We start from the raw sequence: 18,014 nt of genomic DNA, 5'->3' as shown, positions 1-18,014 counted from the left end.
AATTTGGGGATTAGAGTGTGCAGAGATGAGGACAAAATGAATATTTTACTTGTTGACGACCGCCGAGAGAATTTGCTGGCTTTGGAAGCGGTGCTTAAATCGCCAGACTATAATCTCATTTTTGCCAGTTGCGGAGAAGAGGCCTTGAAGTGCTTGCTGAAAGACGATTTTGCTGTTATTCTGCTGGACGTGCAAATGCCGGGCCTGGACGGTTTTGAAACTGCCAAGCTTATCAGGGCAAGGAAAAAGAACAAGGATACCCCGATTATTTTCATAACAGCGATTTACCAGACCACGGAAAATATCGTGAAAGGGTATACCCTAGGTGCGATCGACTATTTGTTTAAACCATTCGACCCGCAAACATTAAAGCTTAAAATAGAGGCATTTGTAAAAATACATCTTAACCAGAAACAAATGAAGCTCCAAAATGAATTGTTGACGCAGTGGGCTTTCGATCTAGAAAAAATGAACGAATGCCTTGAGCTTACCACTTCGAATTTGCGCAGGGCAGAAGCGTTAGCCCGCGTGATTGGAGAAACCTCCACTGATACTGTTATTACTATGGACGGGTTGGGCTATATATTAAACGTCAATCCAGCAGTAACGGAAATGTTCGGATATGGACATGAGGAATTGCTAGCCCAGCATGTCTCTGGCCTCTTTCCTGGTAAAAGCTTTTCAATTCAAAAAAGCTTCCGAGGCGTGAATAATCGCAGCAAGGTCTTAGACGCGACTGCCACACGTAAAGATGGGGTGGCTTTTCCCGTAGAGGTTCAGATCAGTGTGGCTAATATTGAGGGGCAGCAGATTCATGTCTGCTCCGTGCGGGACATTACAGAGCGCAAACTGTTGGAGGAGGAACGAAAAGACCAGAACAATACCCTTCGAAAACTTGTTCAAGAGCGTACTTGCGAACTCTTCCAAGCCAATGAAAAACTTAAAGAGGAAATATTAGGGCGCAAGAAGATCAGTAAACGGCTCATTAAGACCAGCCTGAAACTCACTAATATTCTCGAAAGCATAACTGATGTTTTCTTTACACTAAATCATCAGTGGCAGTTTATCTTTGTCAACAAAGAAGCAGAGAAATATTGGCAGAAAGGGAGAGATGAATTAATTGGACGAAATATTTGGGCATTCTTCCCAGAATATCTCCCTGAGTATTACCCTCTTTTTATGAAGGCCATGAGCAGGAGGGCAGCCTCTCACTTTGAGATTAAGGGCATTCATTCTGATGAGTCGTATGAAGTGCATGTTTATCCGTCTGACGAAGGTTTGTCCGTATACTACCACAACATTTCCGAACGAAGGATGTTCGAAAAAGAAATGGCTCGCCTAGAACGATTGAATCTTGTGGGACAAATGGCGGCGGGAATCGGTCACGAAATCAGAAACCCGATGACCACCGTCCGGGGTTTCCTTCAATTACTGGGGGCCAAAGAAGAATTCCAACAATCCAAGGACTATTTCCAACTAATGATCGAAGAGCTTGACAGGGCAAATTCCATCATTACTGAATTCTTGAGCCTTGCCAAAAACAAGACAGTAGATTTGAAGCCTTTAAGTCTGAACTACATGATTGGAAATCTATTACCGTTGCTCCAGGCGGATGCACTGGTCAGTGACAAGGACATAATAATGGAACTTCAGGATACTGTTGTCTTGCTTTTAGATGAGAAAGAAATTCGCCAGCTCATTTTAAATTTGGTCCGTAACGGGCTGGAAGCGATGCCTGCTGGTGGGAAGTTGACTATTAGAACGTTCATGGATGGTGTTGAGCCCGTTTTGGCCGTCGGAGACGAGGGGTGTGGCATCAAATCCGTGGACTTAGAGAAGATTGGTACTCCCTTTTTCACTACCAAAGAGAACGGTACCGGTTTGGGGCTGGCCACCTGTTTCAGCATTTCTGCCAGGCACAATGCCGAAATTCAAATTGATACTGGGCCGTCGGGCACGACCATTTTCGTGCGATTTAAGTTGCCAATAGATACCCCATTCGCCATGGTGTTGTAGGGCTAAATTAATATACGATATATAGAAATATATCTTGTAATAATAGAGGGATAGCTTGAAGTATAAAGCAAATAGCCCAGAAGAATATATCAGACAATTACCAGAAGATAGGCAGGAAGCGATAGAGAAGTTAAGAAAAACAATCAAGGAGAATCTTCCAAAGGGTTTTGAAGAAACAATGTCTTATGGAATGATTGGTTACGTCATCCCCCATAGTATTTATCCGTCAGGATATCATGTCAATCCCAAGGAACCTCTACCATTTATGAGTATCGCTTCTCAGAAAAACTTTATAGGCCTTTATCATATGGGGATTTATTCTTATCCAGATATTTTAGCATGGTTCCAACAGGAATATCCTAAATATGTTAAAACAAAGCTTGATATGGGAAAGGGATGTATTCGCTTTAAAAAGATGGGTAACATCCCATATGACCTGATTGCAGAGCTTTGCAGGAAGATAACATTAGAGGATTATCTCAGGAAGTATGAGACTGAAATAATAGGTATAAAGAAATAAATATGAGCCAAAGAAAAGAATGCTCAAAAAAACAGGTGGCTAGATGTAAGCTTTAAGCTTATCTAGCCACCTGTTTTAGCGCTATCTCACTTTAATCTAAGCGTGCGACTCCCACTTCTACAAGCGGGAGTGGGATTTCGTACTCCACTTCTGTGGGGATAATAGTCCCTGCCAAAGTCTCGAGGTCAACTTTAGTTGAACGAGTTCACTAATCTTCGAGAACTCTTCCATCGGTCGATATTGTTACCACATTCCAAGGAATCATTTTTCCGCTGTCTGACAAGGCTTTCTTCACAGCTTGAAGAATTCCTCCACAGCAGGGTACTTCCATTCTTAAAATTGAGACGCTTTTGATTTCGTTCTGTTTTAATATAGCCGTTAGTTTTTCTGAATAATCAACGTCATCAAGTTTAGGACAGGCTATCAGAGTGATTTTATTGCGCATAAACTGGTGAATGTTCGGGTATGCATAGGCTGTGCAGTCAGCTGCGATCAGCAAGTGAGCGTTATCAAAGTAAGGGGCGTTTACAGGAACTAATTTTAACTGGCAAGGCCACTGCCCTAGTTGAGATTGAGAATTTTCACTGGAGAGAACAGGTAGGACTTCAAGTTGTTTTTTGGCAAGAAGTTTTGCTTGGGTACCAGGGCAACCGCAGGGGGGCGTAGTTTTTGCTTGAGGCTTGTTTTTCTCCATATGCTTCTTGACAGCCTCCTCGTCATACTCGGCTGTTTCTCGTTCTTCAAGAACGATGGCTCCCGTCGGGCACTCAGGTAGACAGTCGCCTAGACCGTCACAATAGCTTTCAGAAACAAGACGTGCTTTTCCGTCAATGAGTTGTAAGGCTCCTTCGTGACAGCCAGTCACGCAAAGGCCGCAGCCGTTACATTTGGATTCATCTATTTTTACAATATTTCTTTTCATGGTTAGAACCCCCTTCAGTTGATTTGTTTTACTAGGTGCATTATATTACAATGAAAGAACTAAGTCGGTATCTGAGGATACATAATTAAGGGGGTGATGGAAATTCTTGAAAAATATCTCGAGGCAGTCTCGAAAACGAGCTTATTCCAAGGAATTGAAAGAGAAGAGATTCAAGCAATGTTTAATTGCTTGAAGCCTAGGGTGTACGATTATACCAAAAATGATTGTATAGTAACTGGTGGAGAGGCTTATTCTAGCGTTGGTATAGTTCTTAAGGGTGCTGCAACGGTTAGTAAAGAGAATGCTAAAGGGGATAGAATTGTGATGACAATTCTAAAGCAAGGGGATATTTTTGGCGAGATAATAGCCTTTTCTAGCCAAACGACTTGGCCCGCAACTGTTCAGGCACAAGAGGCTTGTGTTGTGCTCTTCTTGCCGAGAGGGAAAATTGTCGGGGAATGTGACAAGATGTGCTCATGGCACAGAATACTTATTAAAAACTTTTTAAGGATAATCTCTGAGAGAGCTATAATGTTAAACAAGAAGGTAGAATATCTTACGATTAAGAGTATGAGAGGGAAAATTAGCACATATTTACTGGAGCAATATAGTAGGCGAGGAGATCTAAATATCACGCTACCTTTAAATCGCAATGAACTTTCGGATTTTCTAAATGTCTCCAGACCCTCCATGTCCAGAGAAATGAGTAAAATGAAAGATGAGGGTATTATAGACTTTCATTTGACCGCAGTCAAAATCATAGATCTAGAAGGGTTAAGACAGATGAGTGCGTTATAAGGCGCTGTTTGAATCTAGGATTGACTTTTATATAGTGTTAAGAAACGACGATGGTGTAATAATGATGAAGATGCACTACAAAAAAATAAGAAAAATGAGGGCAGCATGATCAATTTTTATAATAGAAAAACGGGAAAATACGAGGTTGAACAAGTCGCAGGAGAATCATATATTAATTGGATATACTCCTCCCCTCTGGGAATGAAATTCCTAGAGCTGTTTCTTAAGAAAAAAATGACTTCTAGAATCTTTGGGTATTATTGCGATAAGGCCATAAGCAAGACTAAAATTCAGAAATTCGTAGATGAATTTAAGGTTGATATGTCTTGCTTTGATATTCCAGAAAAAGGTTATAAGACCTTTAATGAATTCTTCTATCGAAAATTCCAGAAGGGGAAAATCCAGATAACGAGTGATAAAAATAGTTTTATATCCCCCTGTGAGGGGAAGGTTCTGGCTTATGAGAACATTGATGTAAAGAGGCTTATCCAAATTAAAGGAATAACCTATTCCTTGGCAGAGCTTATCGGTAGTGATACCATCGATTCAAGCTATGCCGGAGGAAGCTGCCTAATTTTTAGGTTGTGTCCCTCTGATTACCACAGGATTCATTTTGTGGATCATGGTACATGTAGTCCAACCACAAAAATAAAAGGATTTTACTATTCTGTAAATCCAACCTCCCTAAGTCGAATCAATAAGATATTCTGTTCAAATAAACGCGAATGGAGCATTCTGAGTTCGGAAAATTTTGGGGAGATTCTGTATGTCGAAGTAGGCGCTACTTTTGTAGGCTCCATTATCCAAACTTACCCTATCAATGAAATAGTAAAAAGAGGCGATGAAAAAGGCTATTTCAAGTTTGGTGGTTCGACAGTCATATTGTTTCTAAAAAAAGACGTCTGTAAAATTGACAAAGACATATTAGATCAAACGTCAGAAGGCATGGAATGTAGTGTGAGTATGGGAGAAAGAATTGGTTCAAGGTGAGGTCAGTGGATCAATTCTTTCATTTGTACTCCTGGGCCATAGACATAAGCCAATACCAACGAGGACAAAAATAAATCCAATCCAGTGGTAGGAGGACAAACGTTCTCCAAGGAAAATGTAAGCTAACAAAATACTGAACACAGGGGCCAGATTTCCAAAGATGGCGGCTTTTCCGCTGCCAAGTCGACGGATTCCCTCAAAATTAAGCAAGACCGCAATACCTGTAACAACACATCCCATATACAGTAAGACAAACATACTCGTACTCGTGAAATGCCAGCTTTTGTGGAACATTTCCCATAATCCATAGGGTGCCAGAAAAACTGTACCGAAAAAGAGAGAATAGACACTTGTAACGATCGGCGAAAATTTTGCCATTACCCCTTGACCTAGGATTGTAAAGAAAGAAACTGACAGAACATTGATCAGCATAACAAGGTCACTGGGATTTAAGTTCAAAGAGAGTAACCGTGTAAAAGACCCTTGAGCAATAACGATTAAGAGGCCTGAGAAGGAGAGGACAATCCCAAACACTCGTAGCTTTGAAGGAATGATTCCCCAGACGAGAGCCAAGAGTATAATAGTAATGGCCGGGGTTGTAGCGAAAATAATCGACACATTGGTGGCTGAACTATATTGTATCGACCATAAAAATGTAATATAAGCGACCGTTATCCCAAGGAAACCCATAAGTGCAAAGCGGTATAAATCTTGTCTACTTGGCGTTGGATTTTCACGTAGTGAACGTCGAGCCAATGGAAATAACACTATTAACCCGAACAGTCCCCGCAACACAGCTAACGCGACGGGCGGAATATCCCCTGAAATGAGACGAGCGACTACAACATTCCCTCCATAGAGGAGAGAAGAAAATAACAGTACTATATATCCTCCGATTTTCAAGTCTCTTGTTTTAATATTTGATGGTTCAATCATTATTAACCCTCTTTTTCATTAGCACTACAGAAGTATTATTAACTTTAATTGCTTCAATTGCAATAACATAATAAAGATGCTCCTTTGTAAATACAATATACTTTATTGAAGGTATTGCCAGTCCAGTAGAAAAATACTATACTCAAAAATATGACGTTTATGAAGGAGCATGGAAATGAGTATTAAATTTATTAAACGTATCCCGACTGCAGATGAAATTTTAGAGCAGATTCCTTTGCCTAAGCACATTAGAACAATCAAAGAAAAAAGAGATAGAAATATCAGAGATATCTTTGAAAATAAAGATGACAGATTTATCCTAATAATAGGGCCCTGTTCGGCGGATAATGAAGACTCTGTCTGTGAGTATATTGAGAAACTTGCAGTCGTTCAAGAGAAGGTCAAAGATTCGATTTTAATGATTCCTAGAATTTATACAAATAAGCCTCGAACTACGGGCGAAGGCTATAAAGGAATGGCACACCAACCAGACCCAAGTAAACAACCAGATTTAGTCGAGGGAATAATAGCTATCAGAAAAATGCATCTAAAATCATTATGTGAATTTCACATGCCTGCAGCTGATGAAATGCTATACCCAGAGAACTATTCCTATCTTTCAGACGTATTGGGATATATCGCAATAGGTGCTCGTTCAGTAGAAAATCAGCAACACAGACTAGCTGTGAGTGGCGTCGACATCCCGGTTGGTATGAAAAATCCTACAAGTGGAGACCTGTCCGTAATGTTAAATTCGATCATAGCTTCACAACAAGGTCATACGTTTAAATATTCTGGATGGGAAGTTGAAACCACCGGAAACCCCCTTACACATGGCATTTTAAGAGGAGCTGTGGATCCTTATGGTAGGAATATCCCGAATTATCATTATGAAGATTTAATTCGCATTACGAAAGAGTATGAAAAACTACAGCTCTTAAATGCGTCAATTATTGTCGATACAAACCATGCAAACTCTATGAAATGTTATTCTGAGCAGCCAAGAATAGCTAGAGAAGTATTGATGAGTAGAAAATATGATGATCTACTCAAGAAAATGATCAAAGGTCTGATGATTGAAAGCTACCTAGAAGAAGGTAGGCAAGGTGTCGGTGAAAATATCTATGGAAAATCAATAACGGATGCCTGTCTAGGATGGGAAAGTACAGAAAAATTAATCTATTATATTGCGGAAAATCTTTAAACAATAGGCGCTTACTTTGATGGCAAACAAAGGGGCGCTTTCCTTTTGACAGGAAATGGGCGGCAGTTGGTTATGCAAAAATAAATTTATAAGAATTTCATTTTAGTAATTGACTTTTGTTTATAATTATTATAATATAGATACATCGGAAGTTACAAATTTTGAGGAGGAGTTATTTAAATGAAAAAATTTATTTGTTCAGTGTGTGGGTATGCTTTTGAGGGAAATGAAGCGCCGGACCAGTGTCCACAGTGTAAAGCTGCCAAGGAGAAATTCGCTGAGAAAAAGGATGGTATAATGCAGTGGGCAGATGAACACAAAATCGGGGTTGCCGAAGGTGTTGACGCTGAAATACTTCAAGGCTTAAGAGATAATTTCATGGGTGAATGCACAGAGGTCGGTATGTATCTAGCAATGAGCCGACAAGCGGATCGAGAAGGGTTTCCCGAGGTTGCAGAAGCATACAAGCGGATAGCTTATGAAGAGGCGGATCATGCTGCTAAATTTGCTGAGTTACTGGGCGAAGTGGTCTGCGCTGATACCAAAAAGAACTTAGAGCTAAGAGTTGAGGCTGAATATGGCGCCTGCCAAGGTAAAAAAGATATTGCTACAAAAGCTAAGCAGTTAAACTACGATGCGATCCATGATACAGTTCATGAGATGTGTAAGGATGAAGCAAGGCACGGGGCTGCCTTTAAAGGGTTACTTGATCGTTACTTCAAATAAGTCGTAAATTCAAGAGAAGACCCATTCCAATCAAAACGGTTGGAATGGGTCTTCTAATTATCTAAACGTGTCTGAGTGCATCGATAGGATTTAATCTGCTGGCTTTTCTTGCAGGAGCAAAGCCAAATATAATCCCTACCGCTGCCGAAAATCCAACGGCTAGGATAATTGTCCAAGCTGTTATTGTAAACGTAAATTTCATTGCAATAGCCGCAACTAAGGCGATCAATATCCCTATGATCAATCCCAATATGCCACCAAATAGGGAAATAAATATGGATTCAATTAAAAACTGCAATTGAATTTGGGCAGGCTCTGCGCCTAATGCCTTCCTGAGTCCTATTTCTGTGGTGCGTTCTGTAACGGATACTAGCATCATATTCATAATTCCAATACCACCTACAAGCAAGGAAATTGAGGCGATTCCAGCCAATAAGAGCGTGAGCATACCGGTTATATTACCGATAACATCGATCATATTTTGCATATTAAGCACACTGAATGAGTTTTCACGGTAGTTAAAGGCGGAATTCAAGATAGTGGTCAGATCATTGGTAATGCTCTCTGACTTAGTGGCATCACTCATATATACATCAAGGTTGGTAATGTTCCTGACTCCAAGGGTTTTCATAGCCGAAGTATAGGGCATCATTACAGTATTGTTTGTCGACCCCATTATTGAACCGCTCGTCGTCTTTAACACACCTACCACCGTAACTGTATTGCCATTAATCAGCAGGTGTTGATTAATGGGATCTACCCCGAAGAACAGCTCTTTTGCAAGATCGCTACCTATTACCGCAATTTGATTTTTATTGCTAACATCAAGACTATTGACCCCTCTGCCTCTGGCTAAAATGTCTTTTTCTCTTAGGAAATAAACATCGTTTTTACCTTGTACAGAAACGTCTGTTTTGACCTTATTGTTATAAACAAGTGAGGTTTTACCCGATACTGTTGGTGAAACTCCACTGACATTATTAACCTGTGATAGCTGGACCATATCTTTTTCACTAAGCCCTTGCTTTAACCGCGTGCCCAATGCCTGAACGGTAATTTTATCGGCACCAAGCGACGATATCTGGCTTGTAATGCTTCCTGTTGCGCCCTGTACGATAGTAATAAGTGCAATGATTGAGGCTACCCCTATTAACACACCTAGAACCGTTAAAAATGAACGCATTTTATTATGACTAATATTACTCCAAGCCATTTTCATACTTTCTTTAAGCATTAGTTTACAGCTCCCTCGCTTAAACGTCCGTCAAGGATGTTCAAAATTCTTTTTGAATGTTTTGCAATATTTGTGTCATGAGTAATCATAATAATTGTTCTCCCTTCAGCGTTAAGCTCTTTGAAGAGTTGCATAATCTGTTGTCCGGTCTTTTGGTCAAGTGCACCTGTCGGTTCATCTGCGAGCAGGATTGTCGGTTCAGTCACAACAGACCGAGCAATTGCGACTCGCTGCTGTTGTCCGCCTGAAAGTTGGTTTGGATAGTTGTTCAATTTTTCGGCGAGACCCACGCGTTCAAGGATGGCAACAGCTCTTTTATGACGTTCTGCTGGCGATACTCCGGCATAAATCATCGGCAGTTCTACATTTTTGAGGGCGGTCAATCTTAGCAGGAGTTGAAAACTCTGAAAAACGAAGCCGATTTCTCGATTGCGTATTCGTGCTAATTCTTTTTCGTTCAAATCTTCAACGTTATTATTTGCCAGAATATATTTTCCGCTTGTAGGTACATCAAGACAGCCAATAATGTTCATAAGAGTAGATTTGCCAGAACCAGAGGGTCCTAAAATTGAGACAAACTCTCCCTCGTTAATTTTTAGATTGACATTATTTAGCACTACCAGTTCTTCAGCATCTAAATAATAGCATTTGACAATATCCTGCATAGTTAAGATTTCACTCATTGACTCTGGCACCTCCAGAGCCTTCTTGAGGAGTTTCGGTTTGTGTTTCGGGTGTGCTTTGCCGCATTTGTGAACCTGGACCAAAACCAGTGGGTGTTACGATCGGCGGAACTAATACTGTGTCATTGGCAGTTACACCGCTTTTAATCTCTGCGTGCACACCATCATTAAGACCAAGGGTTATTGCGACAGTTCTTGGCGCATTGTTGCTATCTTTTATCAATACGTAAGGGCTGTTGTTTGCGTCAAACTGTATTGCAGTCATCGGTAGAAGGACTACATTAGTAACACTTTGATTTAAAACCTTAGCCTCTGCCGACATACCAACGCGCAGATTGCTATCATTGGCGAGAGATATGGTAGCTGTAAAAGTCGTGACGCCGTTAGCATATTCTCCCTCTTTAGATACAGTAGTAATCTTTCCATTAACATCCTCTTTAATTGAATGGATGGTAACAGTTGCGTCTTTGCCGTTGGAGACGGCTGAGAGGTCGTATTCATCAACTTGTACTTTCAGTTGTAGGTCGGAATAATCAACAATATCAAGCAGCTTTGCACCAGGCATGATCTGTGCATTTTCATCCACATAAATACTTGATACTTCTCCGGCTATCTTTGACTTCATTTCTCCGCCTATTATTGTCGTCATTAAAACAGTATCAGTTGAAACTTGTTCTCCCTCCTGAACCTTAATTGTTTTGATTTGCATAGTCTTATCCGCAAAAACTGTCTGCCGGTTTTTTGCTTCGATGCTGCCTGAAAAGCTGTAATTCGTCGCCAAGTTGCCAGTCGTAGTTTTAACTTCGGTATAGCTTGTTTTTTGGGGCATAGCATATAGTGTAATACCTGATGCCACAGCCAATAGTCCTATGACTGACCATATAATGACCTTTTTATTTCCCGTTTTTTTATTTTTCATTATCTTTACCCCATCTTTTGTTTTTAACAGTTTGCCTATTAATTGCGGTAATATTCCATGGAACTAATTAACGGTGCCCAAAAGAAGTGCTCGCAATTGTAAGTTTAAAGAATATAACAATATACAGTGATAGTAGCAATCCGTAAGCATTATGAGTGTTCTTTCTATCTTTAGTGAGGAATAGTTGTCTTCGCTTTTTTATTAGCGCTGATAATAGCCTCAATTTTCGCGGTTAAACTAAAATTTGACAAGTTGCCATTATTGTTGTACACTAACGTTGTTAAGAGGGAGTAGTTGAATTACAAAGGCAACATACCCGGTAGGGAAGCCTACCTGACTTTGTAAACCTTGAAGGTAACGAGACTTTTGACATGGCCTATTTAGGTCGTGTCAAAAGTCTTTTTTGTTTACTTTCTCGCCAGCGTTCCCACTCGCTATTATGGCTTAAGGACGCTCGGCCTTTAATGGCCAGCGTTCTAATCTCGAACATTCTTGTTCGAGTAAATGGCCAGCGTATAAGTAAGGAGTGGTTGTTAAAGCTTATATAAAGAAACTTAGCTAATGCCAAGCTGAGAAACTATCAAACAGAAAAATATAAGGAGGAAAACTAACCGTGGATTTTTACCAAAAAGAAGCCCAAGTGGTTATTGATGAATTAAAGAGTAATGAAGAACTGGGATTATCAACCGCTGAAGTTGAAGCGAGAATTTTACGTTATGGAAAAAATATATTTACCCCCAAAGAGAAGGGGAATATCTTTGAAAAGATATTTGATAGTCTGAAAGAACCGTTGATCGTCATTCTCTTAATTTCAGGATTGATTTCCCTGGCAATGGGCCATATAGCAGATGGAATAGGAATCTTTGTTGCTGTCTTAATTGCTACTTCGATTGCCATCATTCAAGAGGGTAAATCGGATAAAGCCTTTGAAGCCCTATCGAAGCTAAGTGAAGATGTTCATGTGAAGGCAGTACGAGATGGTAAAATAGCCTATATAGCTCAGAGCGATCTTACCATAGGGGATATAATTCATCTGGAAACGGGAGATAAAGTTCCTGCAGACGCTAGGGTCGTGCATTCTTCGAGTCTCGGAATCGACGAATCGATGCTTACAGGTGAACCTGAAGCGGCTTCTAAGAATTCCGCTAAAATTGAAAGAGAAAATTGTCCTCTTGCAGAACGAAAAAATATGCTCTATTCAGGGACTATGGTACTTGAAGGTAGGGTTGTTGGGATTGTCACTTACATTGGTGACGAAACTGAAATGGGTAAAATTGCGAACGAACTCAAGTCAGAAGAGACTTCTCAAACTCCGCTTCAACAAAAATTAGCGGATCTTGGAAAAAGAATTTCCATTATCGGTTCAATAGCGGCAGCAGCGATCTTCCTCTTCGAATTGTTCACTATGTACCGGCATGGAATCCTAGTCCTGGATAATATCAGCGCAGCTCTGCCTGGTATAAAGGATGCTTTTGTTACTTCCGTAGCCCTGATCGTGGCGGCAGTACCTGAGGGATTGCCAACCATGGTGGCCATTACCCTGGCCTTTAACATGCAAAAAATGGCTAAAAATAATGCCTTAGTTCGGAAACTGATTGCCTGTGAAACGATAGGCTCTGTGAATGTTATTTGTTCTGATAAAACAGGAACTTTGACTGAAAACAGGATGACCGTGATGGATGTTTGGTGTGATGGCTTAGACGTTCCGATCGACAAAATACCCTGTGATGTAATGCTTCAGAATTTTTGTTTAAACTCTACGGCCGATATTTCGAAAAAGGATGATAAGTACGAATTTCTGGGAAATCCCACAGAATGCTCGTTGCTTGTCTGTGCCGATAAGAATAACATCAACTATCTGCATTATCGCAAAGAGTTCAGTGAGCCTGTAGCTGATTATAATTTCACGTCGGCAAGAAAAATGATGTCGACAGCCTATCAAAGAGACAATGGCTTTAGACTCTATACCAAGGGTTCCCCTGAAAAAGTGTTAAACATTTGTAATCGGATTCTCTATAATGGAACGATTATCCCGATGACCCAAGAACACAAAACTGCCATTGAAGAGAGTATCAAACAACTTCAGGATAAAGCCAGACGAGTATTAGGCTTCGCCTATAATGATTTCACGGATGAGCCTCAATGGGAAGATATCTATAACGTGGAAAAAGATCTTATCTACACAGGCTTTATAGGCATCGAAGATCCCCTTCGTTCGGATGTTAAAGAGGCTATTGATCACTGTCGACAAGCCGGCATAACCGTCAAAATATTAACGGGCGATAATATTAATACCGCAAGAGCCATCGCCAATCAACTTGGAATCGTTAAAAAGGACTCTTTAGTTCTGGAAGTCACGGATATCGATGAGATGAGTGATCAAGAGTTAAAGAGTAAGCTCGACAAAATTGTGGTCATTGCGCGCTCAAATCCTACCGCTAAAATGAGAGTTGTCAAACTCTTGAAGGAAAACAATAACTCGGTGGTTGTAACGGGGGATGGTATTAATGACGCTCCTGCCTTAAAAGCTGCGGATGTTGGAGTTGCTATGGGGATAGCGGGTACGGAAGTGTCCAAGGAAGCCGCGGATATCGTACTATTAGACGACTCTTTTTCCACAATAGTTCAAGCTATTAAGTGGGGGCGAGGAATTTATGAAAACTTCCAACGGTTCATTCAGTTCCAGCTTACCGTCAATGTGGTCGCGTTTGTCACGGTTATCGCGGCCGAACTCTTAGGGTTTAAAATGCCCTTTACGACCCTACAGTTGTTATGGGTGAATATTATCATGGATGGACCACCAGCCTTAACCTTGGGTCTAGAACCTCCACGTGAGCATTTGCTTGAAAAACAACCCATCAGGAGAAATGCTTCAATTGTTACCAAGGACATGCTGTTTAAAATCCTTACCAATGGTTTATTTATCGTAACTGCCTTGCTCATGCTTATGGAAACAGAGGTGCTCGGTGGTACCGATGCTCAACAATCGACCATTGTCTTTACTTCGTTCGTCTTGTTCCAGTTATGGAACGCCTTTAACAGTCGGGAATTTGGAGTAGCGAGCATTTTCCCCAATCTCCTTAGAAATAAAGTTATGGTAGGGGTCGTGTTTTTAACCTTCCTCGTTCAGATCTTAGTCACACAATTCGGTGGAGATGTATTTAAAACAGTGCCTCTTGAATTTGATCTGTGGATGAAGATTATCGGATTCACATTTAGTGTTGTGATCTTTGGTGAATTGCTAAAACTTCTGACGAGAGCCTTTCGTGGGATGTTCTCGAAAGATGTATAAGATTAGATTTCTTACCAAAGATTAATGTAGAGACGCTTAAATTAAGGGACTTCGCTATCAGCGAAGTCCCTTTAACAGTTATGATTGGAGGAACAGGCCAGAGTGTTAGAGCAAAAATCATTTGCGCCAGCAATAACTAGGTGATAAATTTGGAAAAAAGAAGCTAGACAAATGTTAGCATAGGGGTATACTAAAGGTAAATGACTTATTCTCAGGGCGGGGTTAGAGGCCCCACCGGCGGTATCCTAGTTAGTCTAGGGAGCCCGCGAGCGCTCTTCTTCATTGAAGGGGTCAGCAGAACTGGTGAAAGGCCAGTGCCGACGGTATAGTCCGGATGAAAGAGGATAAGGCGGTCAGTATAATCGATATCAAATTAACCTCAAATAATGTTGAGGGGATGTTTAGTTGTTTTTATATGGCTGTCTGTCTCATTGCCCTGATTCAAGTAAGTCAACTACCACATAGGAGGCGTACTATAATGAATCAGACTGTTCTTAATCAATTCGGAAACTCAGTCGAGAGAGTAGAAAATGCTCTTAGCGCGTTGCGTAATGGCCAAGGAGTGTTGGTTACGGATGATGAACAAAGGGAAAACGAAGGAGATATTTTTTTTGCTGCCGAAACTTTGACGAATGAACAAATGGCCATGCTAATTCGAGAAGGTAGTGGCATTGTCTGTTTGTGTCTTCCAGAAGAAAAGGTACTAGCCTTAGGGTTGCCCATGATGGTGGTCAACAACACGAGTAGTTACCAGACACCGTTTACTGTATCAATCGAAGCGGCAATCGGTGTTACTACAGGTGTGTCAGCCGCCGACCGTGTCGCAACTGTGAAAGCGGCGATTACGGATCATGCGTGTCCCGACGATCTCCGTCGGCCAGGGCATGTTTTTCCCCTGAGGGCCAAGCCATTGGGGGTGCTGGAACGTCCAGGACATACAGAAGCCAATGTCGATTTAATGCGACTTGCTGGACTAAAGCCCTATGGCGTACTGTGTGAACTTACAAATCCCGATGGTACTATGGCGCGTTTGCCTGAAATTATAACCTTTGCCGAGAAAAACGATATGCCCGTGGTTACAGTCGATGATTTAATTAGCTATCGCAAAGCGAGAGAAGAGCGAGTAAGTTAAATTAAGTGCGCGGATAAAGATGTGACAACAGACAAAACCATTGCGATGATATAATGTGTCATCGCAATGGTTTTTAGATTTTAACAATAAAATAACATTTAATTCATTAGAATTTTACAAATTGATACTATTATATAGTAAGGATATACAATCTAGAGTTGTTTGTGATGGAACTCAGAAATCGGCTGATAAAGAAATTCATCGGACTGGGGGGAGACCTAAGTACAAGCTTAGAGATCTGCAAGTTAGAAGATCAAGCTTATATTAACGTACGAAGTTTTATAAGCAAAAGGTTCGCAGAATCATAAGGAGCAAATCTATCGAAAGGTAGAGACGCAAAGCCACGGGTCTTAAGATAGTACTGATTCTATCAAAGATAGCCGGGTTGCAGAAACGTACATTATAAATGTCCGTCTGCTGAGTGTTGGTAGATAGACATTTTTTGTTTGTGATGAATTAGAGGTTGATTGATACTGGGATCAAAATAAGTTATAAAAGTTGCGAGGGTTAAAAAATAGAGTACTATTGTTTTCAAAGATTACGAAGGAGTTGATGTTATGTTGAAGAAATTATTTAATATCTCTAGTGTTCGTGCTAAGACACTACTTACCATTTTACCCTTAATAATACTAACCCTTGTGGCGATGACGACAATAAGTTATAAATATTCGGAATCACTGCTTAGCAATGAAATACAAAATAAGATGAGTGCTGAGTTAGAGGGAACAATAAAGGATATCGAGAAACAACTAACGGAACATGGTACTTTGATTAAAGGCATAGCCAGTACAGTAAGATCTGCTGATGGTAGCTTTAGTCCAGAACAGTATACTAGTTTACTTGAAAACAATGTAACGAATAGTGACGTTACCTTTGGAAGTGGCTTGTTTTATGAGCCTTACGCCTATAGGCAAGACGTTAAATACTATGGACCCTATGCTTATAAGGATAATGACAAGATAATCTATACGGATGAATATAGTGATGAGAAGTATGACTATCCTAACCAAGATTGGTATAAAACTGGCAAGAACTCAACAGAAAAGATTGTTTGGACAGCTCCCTACTACGATGAAGTAACTGATGTTACAATGATCACAGCCTGCGTACCGTTGCGTGATAAGCAAGGAGCTTTTATAGGTGTAGCCACTGGGGATCTCGATTTTGTCACTCTGCAGAAACTAATTCTTGATATTCAGTTGAATATTAAGGCTGATGTTTACTTAATCAATAAAGAGGGGCAGTATTTAGCGAATCCAGACCAAGAGAAAGTAATGAAAGCTAAAATCACTGAAGATCCTAACCAGAGCTTGAGTGAAGCTGCCAAAACTATGTTTAATGGCCAAGAAGGAACGTTTACCTACTCCAAAGATGGATCAAGAAGGGTTTATTATGCGCCCATTCCGGGATTCGGCTGGACACTGGCTATTGATGTTTCGGAGACCGATCTATTTGCTCCTTTAAGTGCTTTATTGTACCGAATGCTCATGATCTTTGGTGTGGCAATTGTGGTCATAGGGGCGGTACTGCTTCTCTATAGTCGATATATTGTTGAAAATATTAAAATGGTCAACCAGTTCGCGACAGCTATTGTTCAAGGGGACCTTAGTAAAAGTATTGTCGTTCGATCTAAAGATGAGTTTGGTCAGATGACAGAAAATCTTAACACGATGATGGGGAATTTTAAGGGAATCATTGAGGGAATCGTAAACAGTTCACAGCAGTTAGCTGCCTCGGCAGAAGAGTTGACTGCCAGTGCTGACGAGGGCAGTAGGACCACGGAACAAATTGCTGCTTCTATTCAGGAAGTATCTGACGGGGTTAAACAAAAACTCGAGGGTGTCGATGCTACAGCACAGTCTGCTCAATTAGTTTCTGAACATATGCATATGATCACCCGAGATATCCAATCGGTTACTGAAGGTTCTCTCACAACATCCGAAAAGGCTGCTACGGGGAATAGTGTAGTTCGAAAAGCCGTCGACGAGATGCAGGCGATTCGTAGTAAAGTCACAGAGGCTGCAGATGTTGTGAATAGCCTAGGGATAAAATCCGGGGAAATTGGGGAAATAGTAGCACTAATAACCAACATTGCGGCTCAAACAAATCTCCTGGCTTTAAATGCAGCGATCGAAGCGGCTAGGGCCGGAGAGCAGGGCAGAGGATTTGCAGTTGTTGCAGATGAAGTACGAAAACTTGCTGAACAGTCGAGTGATGCAGCCGGAAAAATTAGTGGATTGGTAGGCGAAATCCAAAAGGAAACCACAAAGGCCGTTAAGACGATGAACGATGGAACGGCTGCGGTCCAAGATGGGATTACCATGGTCAACTCGGCAGGTGAAGCGTTCCAAGATATCTTGCAGGGAGTCAACGATTTTTCAAAACAGGCACAGGATGTTGCTGACGTAGTTGAGAAGGTTGGAGCGAATACTGAGACAATCGTTTCCTCAATTATGGAGGTTGCTAACATTCCTAAAGAGATTGCAGGAAGTCTAGAAAATGTAGTGGCAGGGACAGAGGAACAGAGTGCTTCTATGGAGGAAATTCGCCGGGCGGCAACCTCCTTGGCTCAAATAGCAACTGATTTTCAGGGCAGTGTAACAATGTTTAAGCTATAGTAAATGTAAGGGTGGATGTGCTTG

Annotated in this window: 14 protein-coding genes and 2 riboswitches; of the genes, 9 read left to right on the top strand and 5 right to left on the bottom strand. The window is 40.9% G+C overall.

Annotated elements, in window-relative coordinates; translation table 11 throughout:
• Nucleotides 1-36 precede the first annotated feature (36 nt).
• Nucleotides 37-2,016, top strand: coding sequence for a response regulator (locus E4K67_RS05590; RefSeq protein ID WP_135545438.1), 1,980 nt, complete (start codon nucleotides 37-39; stop codon nucleotides 2,014-2,016).
• Nucleotides 2,017-2,071: 55 nt separating this feature from the next.
• Complete coding sequence (locus E4K67_RS05585; protein WP_135545437.1) at nucleotides 2,072-2,536, top strand: DUF1801 domain-containing protein; 465 nt, start codon at nucleotides 2,072-2,074, stop codon at nucleotides 2,534-2,536.
• A gap of 208 nt (nucleotides 2,537-2,744) precedes the next feature.
• Here E4K67_RS05585 and E4K67_RS05580 read toward each other — a convergent pair whose 3' ends face one another.
• Nucleotides 2,745-3,458, bottom strand: a complete 714-nt coding sequence (locus E4K67_RS05580) for a 4Fe-4S binding protein (protein ID WP_135545436.1) — start codon at nucleotides 3,456-3,458, stop codon at nucleotides 2,745-2,747.
• 102 nt (nucleotides 3,459-3,560) lie between these two features.
• Here E4K67_RS05580 and E4K67_RS05575 point away from each other — a divergent pair, with 102 nt between their 5' ends.
• Together E4K67_RS05575 and E4K67_RS05570 are read left to right on the top strand one after the other, a co-directional pair.
• Complete coding sequence (locus E4K67_RS05575) at nucleotides 3,561-4,256, top strand: Crp/Fnr family transcriptional regulator (protein ID WP_135545897.1); 696 nt, start codon at nucleotides 3,561-3,563, stop codon at nucleotides 4,254-4,256.
• A gap of 105 nt (nucleotides 4,257-4,361) precedes the next feature.
• Nucleotides 4,362-5,246: a phosphatidylserine decarboxylase gene (locus tag E4K67_RS05570; protein WP_135545435.1), complete on the top strand. Its 885-nt coding sequence runs from the start codon at nucleotides 4,362-4,364 to the stop codon at nucleotides 5,244-5,246.
• On the opposite strand, the gene E4K67_RS05565 is transcribed toward E4K67_RS05570, so the two are convergent.
• Nucleotides 5,238-6,182: a DMT family transporter gene (locus tag E4K67_RS05565; RefSeq protein WP_135545434.1), complete on the bottom strand. Its 945-nt coding sequence runs from the start codon at nucleotides 6,180-6,182 to the stop codon at nucleotides 5,238-5,240. The genes E4K67_RS05570 and E4K67_RS05565 overlap by 9 nt on opposite strands.
• Before the next feature lie 175 nt (nucleotides 6,183-6,357).
• Here E4K67_RS05565 and E4K67_RS05560 point away from each other — a divergent pair, with 175 nt between their 5' ends.
• A complete protein-coding gene (locus tag E4K67_RS05560) occupies nucleotides 6,358-7,386 on the top strand; it encodes a 3-deoxy-7-phosphoheptulonate synthase (protein WP_135545433.1) in 1,029 nt (342 codons plus the stop codon).
• A 180-nt stretch (nucleotides 7,387-7,566) separates the two neighbouring features.
• Entirely contained in the window at nucleotides 7,567-8,112 is a 546-nt protein-coding gene (locus tag E4K67_RS05555) for a ferritin family protein (RefSeq protein WP_135545432.1), read from the top strand.
• A gap of 61 nt (nucleotides 8,113-8,173) precedes the next feature.
• Here E4K67_RS05555 and E4K67_RS05550 read toward each other — a convergent pair whose 3' ends face one another.
• From E4K67_RS05550 to E4K67_RS05540, 3 genes are read right to left on the bottom strand one after another with little or no spacing between them, the layout of a single operon-like run.
• Nucleotides 8,174-9,346, bottom strand: coding sequence for an ABC transporter permease (locus E4K67_RS05550; RefSeq protein ID WP_135545431.1), 1,173 nt, complete (start codon nucleotides 9,344-9,346; stop codon nucleotides 8,174-8,176).
• Nucleotides 9,346-10,029 carry an ABC transporter ATP-binding protein gene (locus E4K67_RS05545; protein ID WP_135545430.1) on the bottom strand — a complete coding sequence of 228 codons (684 nt, stop codon included), beginning with the start codon at nucleotides 10,027-10,029 and terminating at the stop codon, nucleotides 9,346-9,348. The genes E4K67_RS05550 and E4K67_RS05545 overlap by 1 nt, the downstream gene beginning before the upstream one ends.
• Nucleotides 10,022-10,948, bottom strand: a complete 927-nt coding sequence (locus E4K67_RS05540) for an efflux RND transporter periplasmic adaptor subunit (protein WP_135545429.1) — start codon at nucleotides 10,946-10,948, stop codon at nucleotides 10,022-10,024. Before E4K67_RS05540 ends, E4K67_RS05545 begins: the two co-directional genes overlap by 8 nt.
• Before the next feature lie 613 nt (nucleotides 10,949-11,561).
• Between E4K67_RS05540 and E4K67_RS05535 the strand changes: the two genes are divergently transcribed.
• The 3 genes from E4K67_RS05535 (at nucleotide 11,562) to E4K67_RS05525 (ending at nucleotide 17,990) form a co-directional block, all read left to right on the top strand.
• The gene (locus E4K67_RS05535; RefSeq protein WP_135545428.1) at nucleotides 11,562-14,240 is read left to right on the top strand and encodes a calcium-translocating P-type ATPase, PMCA-type; all 2,679 of its coding nucleotides are present in this window, start codon (nucleotides 11,562-11,564) and stop codon (nucleotides 14,238-14,240) included.
• Nucleotides 14,241-14,443: 203 nt separating this feature from the next.
• A riboswitch (FMN riboswitch) is annotated at nucleotides 14,444-14,590 on the top strand.
• 128 nt (nucleotides 14,591-14,718) lie between these two features.
• On the top strand, nucleotides 14,719-15,372 hold the full coding sequence (gene ribB, locus E4K67_RS05530) for a 3,4-dihydroxy-2-butanone-4-phosphate synthase (RefSeq protein ID WP_135545427.1): 654 nt from the start codon (nucleotides 14,719-14,721) through the stop codon (nucleotides 15,370-15,372).
• A 300-nt stretch (nucleotides 15,373-15,672) separates the two neighbouring features.
• Nucleotides 15,673-15,765, top strand: a riboswitch (cyclic di-GMP riboswitch).
• Nucleotides 15,766-15,929: 164 nt separating this feature from the next.
• Nucleotides 15,930-17,990: a methyl-accepting chemotaxis protein gene (locus E4K67_RS05525; protein ID WP_135545426.1), complete on the top strand. Its 2,061-nt coding sequence runs from the start codon at nucleotides 15,930-15,932 to the stop codon at nucleotides 17,988-17,990.
• Nucleotides 17,991-18,014: the final 24 nt, after the last annotated feature.

The sequence above is a fragment of the Desulfosporosinus fructosivorans genome (assembly GCF_004766045.1).
In the GTDB taxonomy this organism is placed as follows: Bacteria; Bacillota; Desulfitobacteriia; order Desulfitobacteriales; family Desulfitobacteriaceae; genus Desulfosporosinus; species Desulfosporosinus fructosivorans.
This window is presented reverse-complemented; position numbering and strand designations above follow the sequence as displayed.

Excerpts from the sequence above, each read along its gene's own strand:
- E4K67_RS05590 (WP_135545438.1), top strand. The coding sequence starts at position 37 with ATGAATATTTTACTTGTTGACGACCGCCGAGAGAATTTGCTGGCTTTG.
- E4K67_RS05580 (WP_135545436.1), bottom strand. The coding sequence starts at position 3,458 with ATGAAAAGAAATATTGTAAAAATAGATGAATCCAAATGTAACGGCTGC.
- E4K67_RS05570 (WP_135545435.1), top strand. The coding sequence starts at position 4,362 with ATGATCAATTTTTATAATAGAAAAACGGGAAAATACGAGGTTGAACAA.
- E4K67_RS05565 (WP_135545434.1), bottom strand. The coding sequence starts at position 6,182 with ATGATTGAACCATCAAATATTAAAACAAGAGACTTGAAAATCGGAGGA.
- E4K67_RS05560 (WP_135545433.1), top strand. The coding sequence starts at position 6,358 with ATGAGTATTAAATTTATTAAACGTATCCCGACTGCAGATGAAATTTTA.
- E4K67_RS05555 (WP_135545432.1), top strand. The coding sequence starts at position 7,567 with ATGAAAAAATTTATTTGTTCAGTGTGTGGGTATGCTTTTGAGGGAAAT.
- E4K67_RS05550 (WP_135545431.1), bottom strand. The coding sequence starts at position 9,346 with ATGCTTAAAGAAAGTATGAAAATGGCTTGGAGTAATATTAGTCATAAT.
- E4K67_RS05545 (WP_135545430.1), bottom strand. The coding sequence starts at position 10,029 with ATGAGTGAAATCTTAACTATGCAGGATATTGTCAAATGCTATTATTTA.
- E4K67_RS05540 (WP_135545429.1), bottom strand. The coding sequence starts at position 10,948 with ATGAAAAATAAAAAAACGGGAAATAAAAAGGTCATTATATGGTCAGTC.
- ribB (WP_135545427.1), top strand. The coding sequence starts at position 14,719 with ATGAATCAGACTGTTCTTAATCAATTCGGAAACTCAGTCGAGAGAGTA.
- E4K67_RS05525 (WP_135545426.1), top strand. The coding sequence starts at position 15,930 with ATGTTGAAGAAATTATTTAATATCTCTAGTGTTCGTGCTAAGACACTA.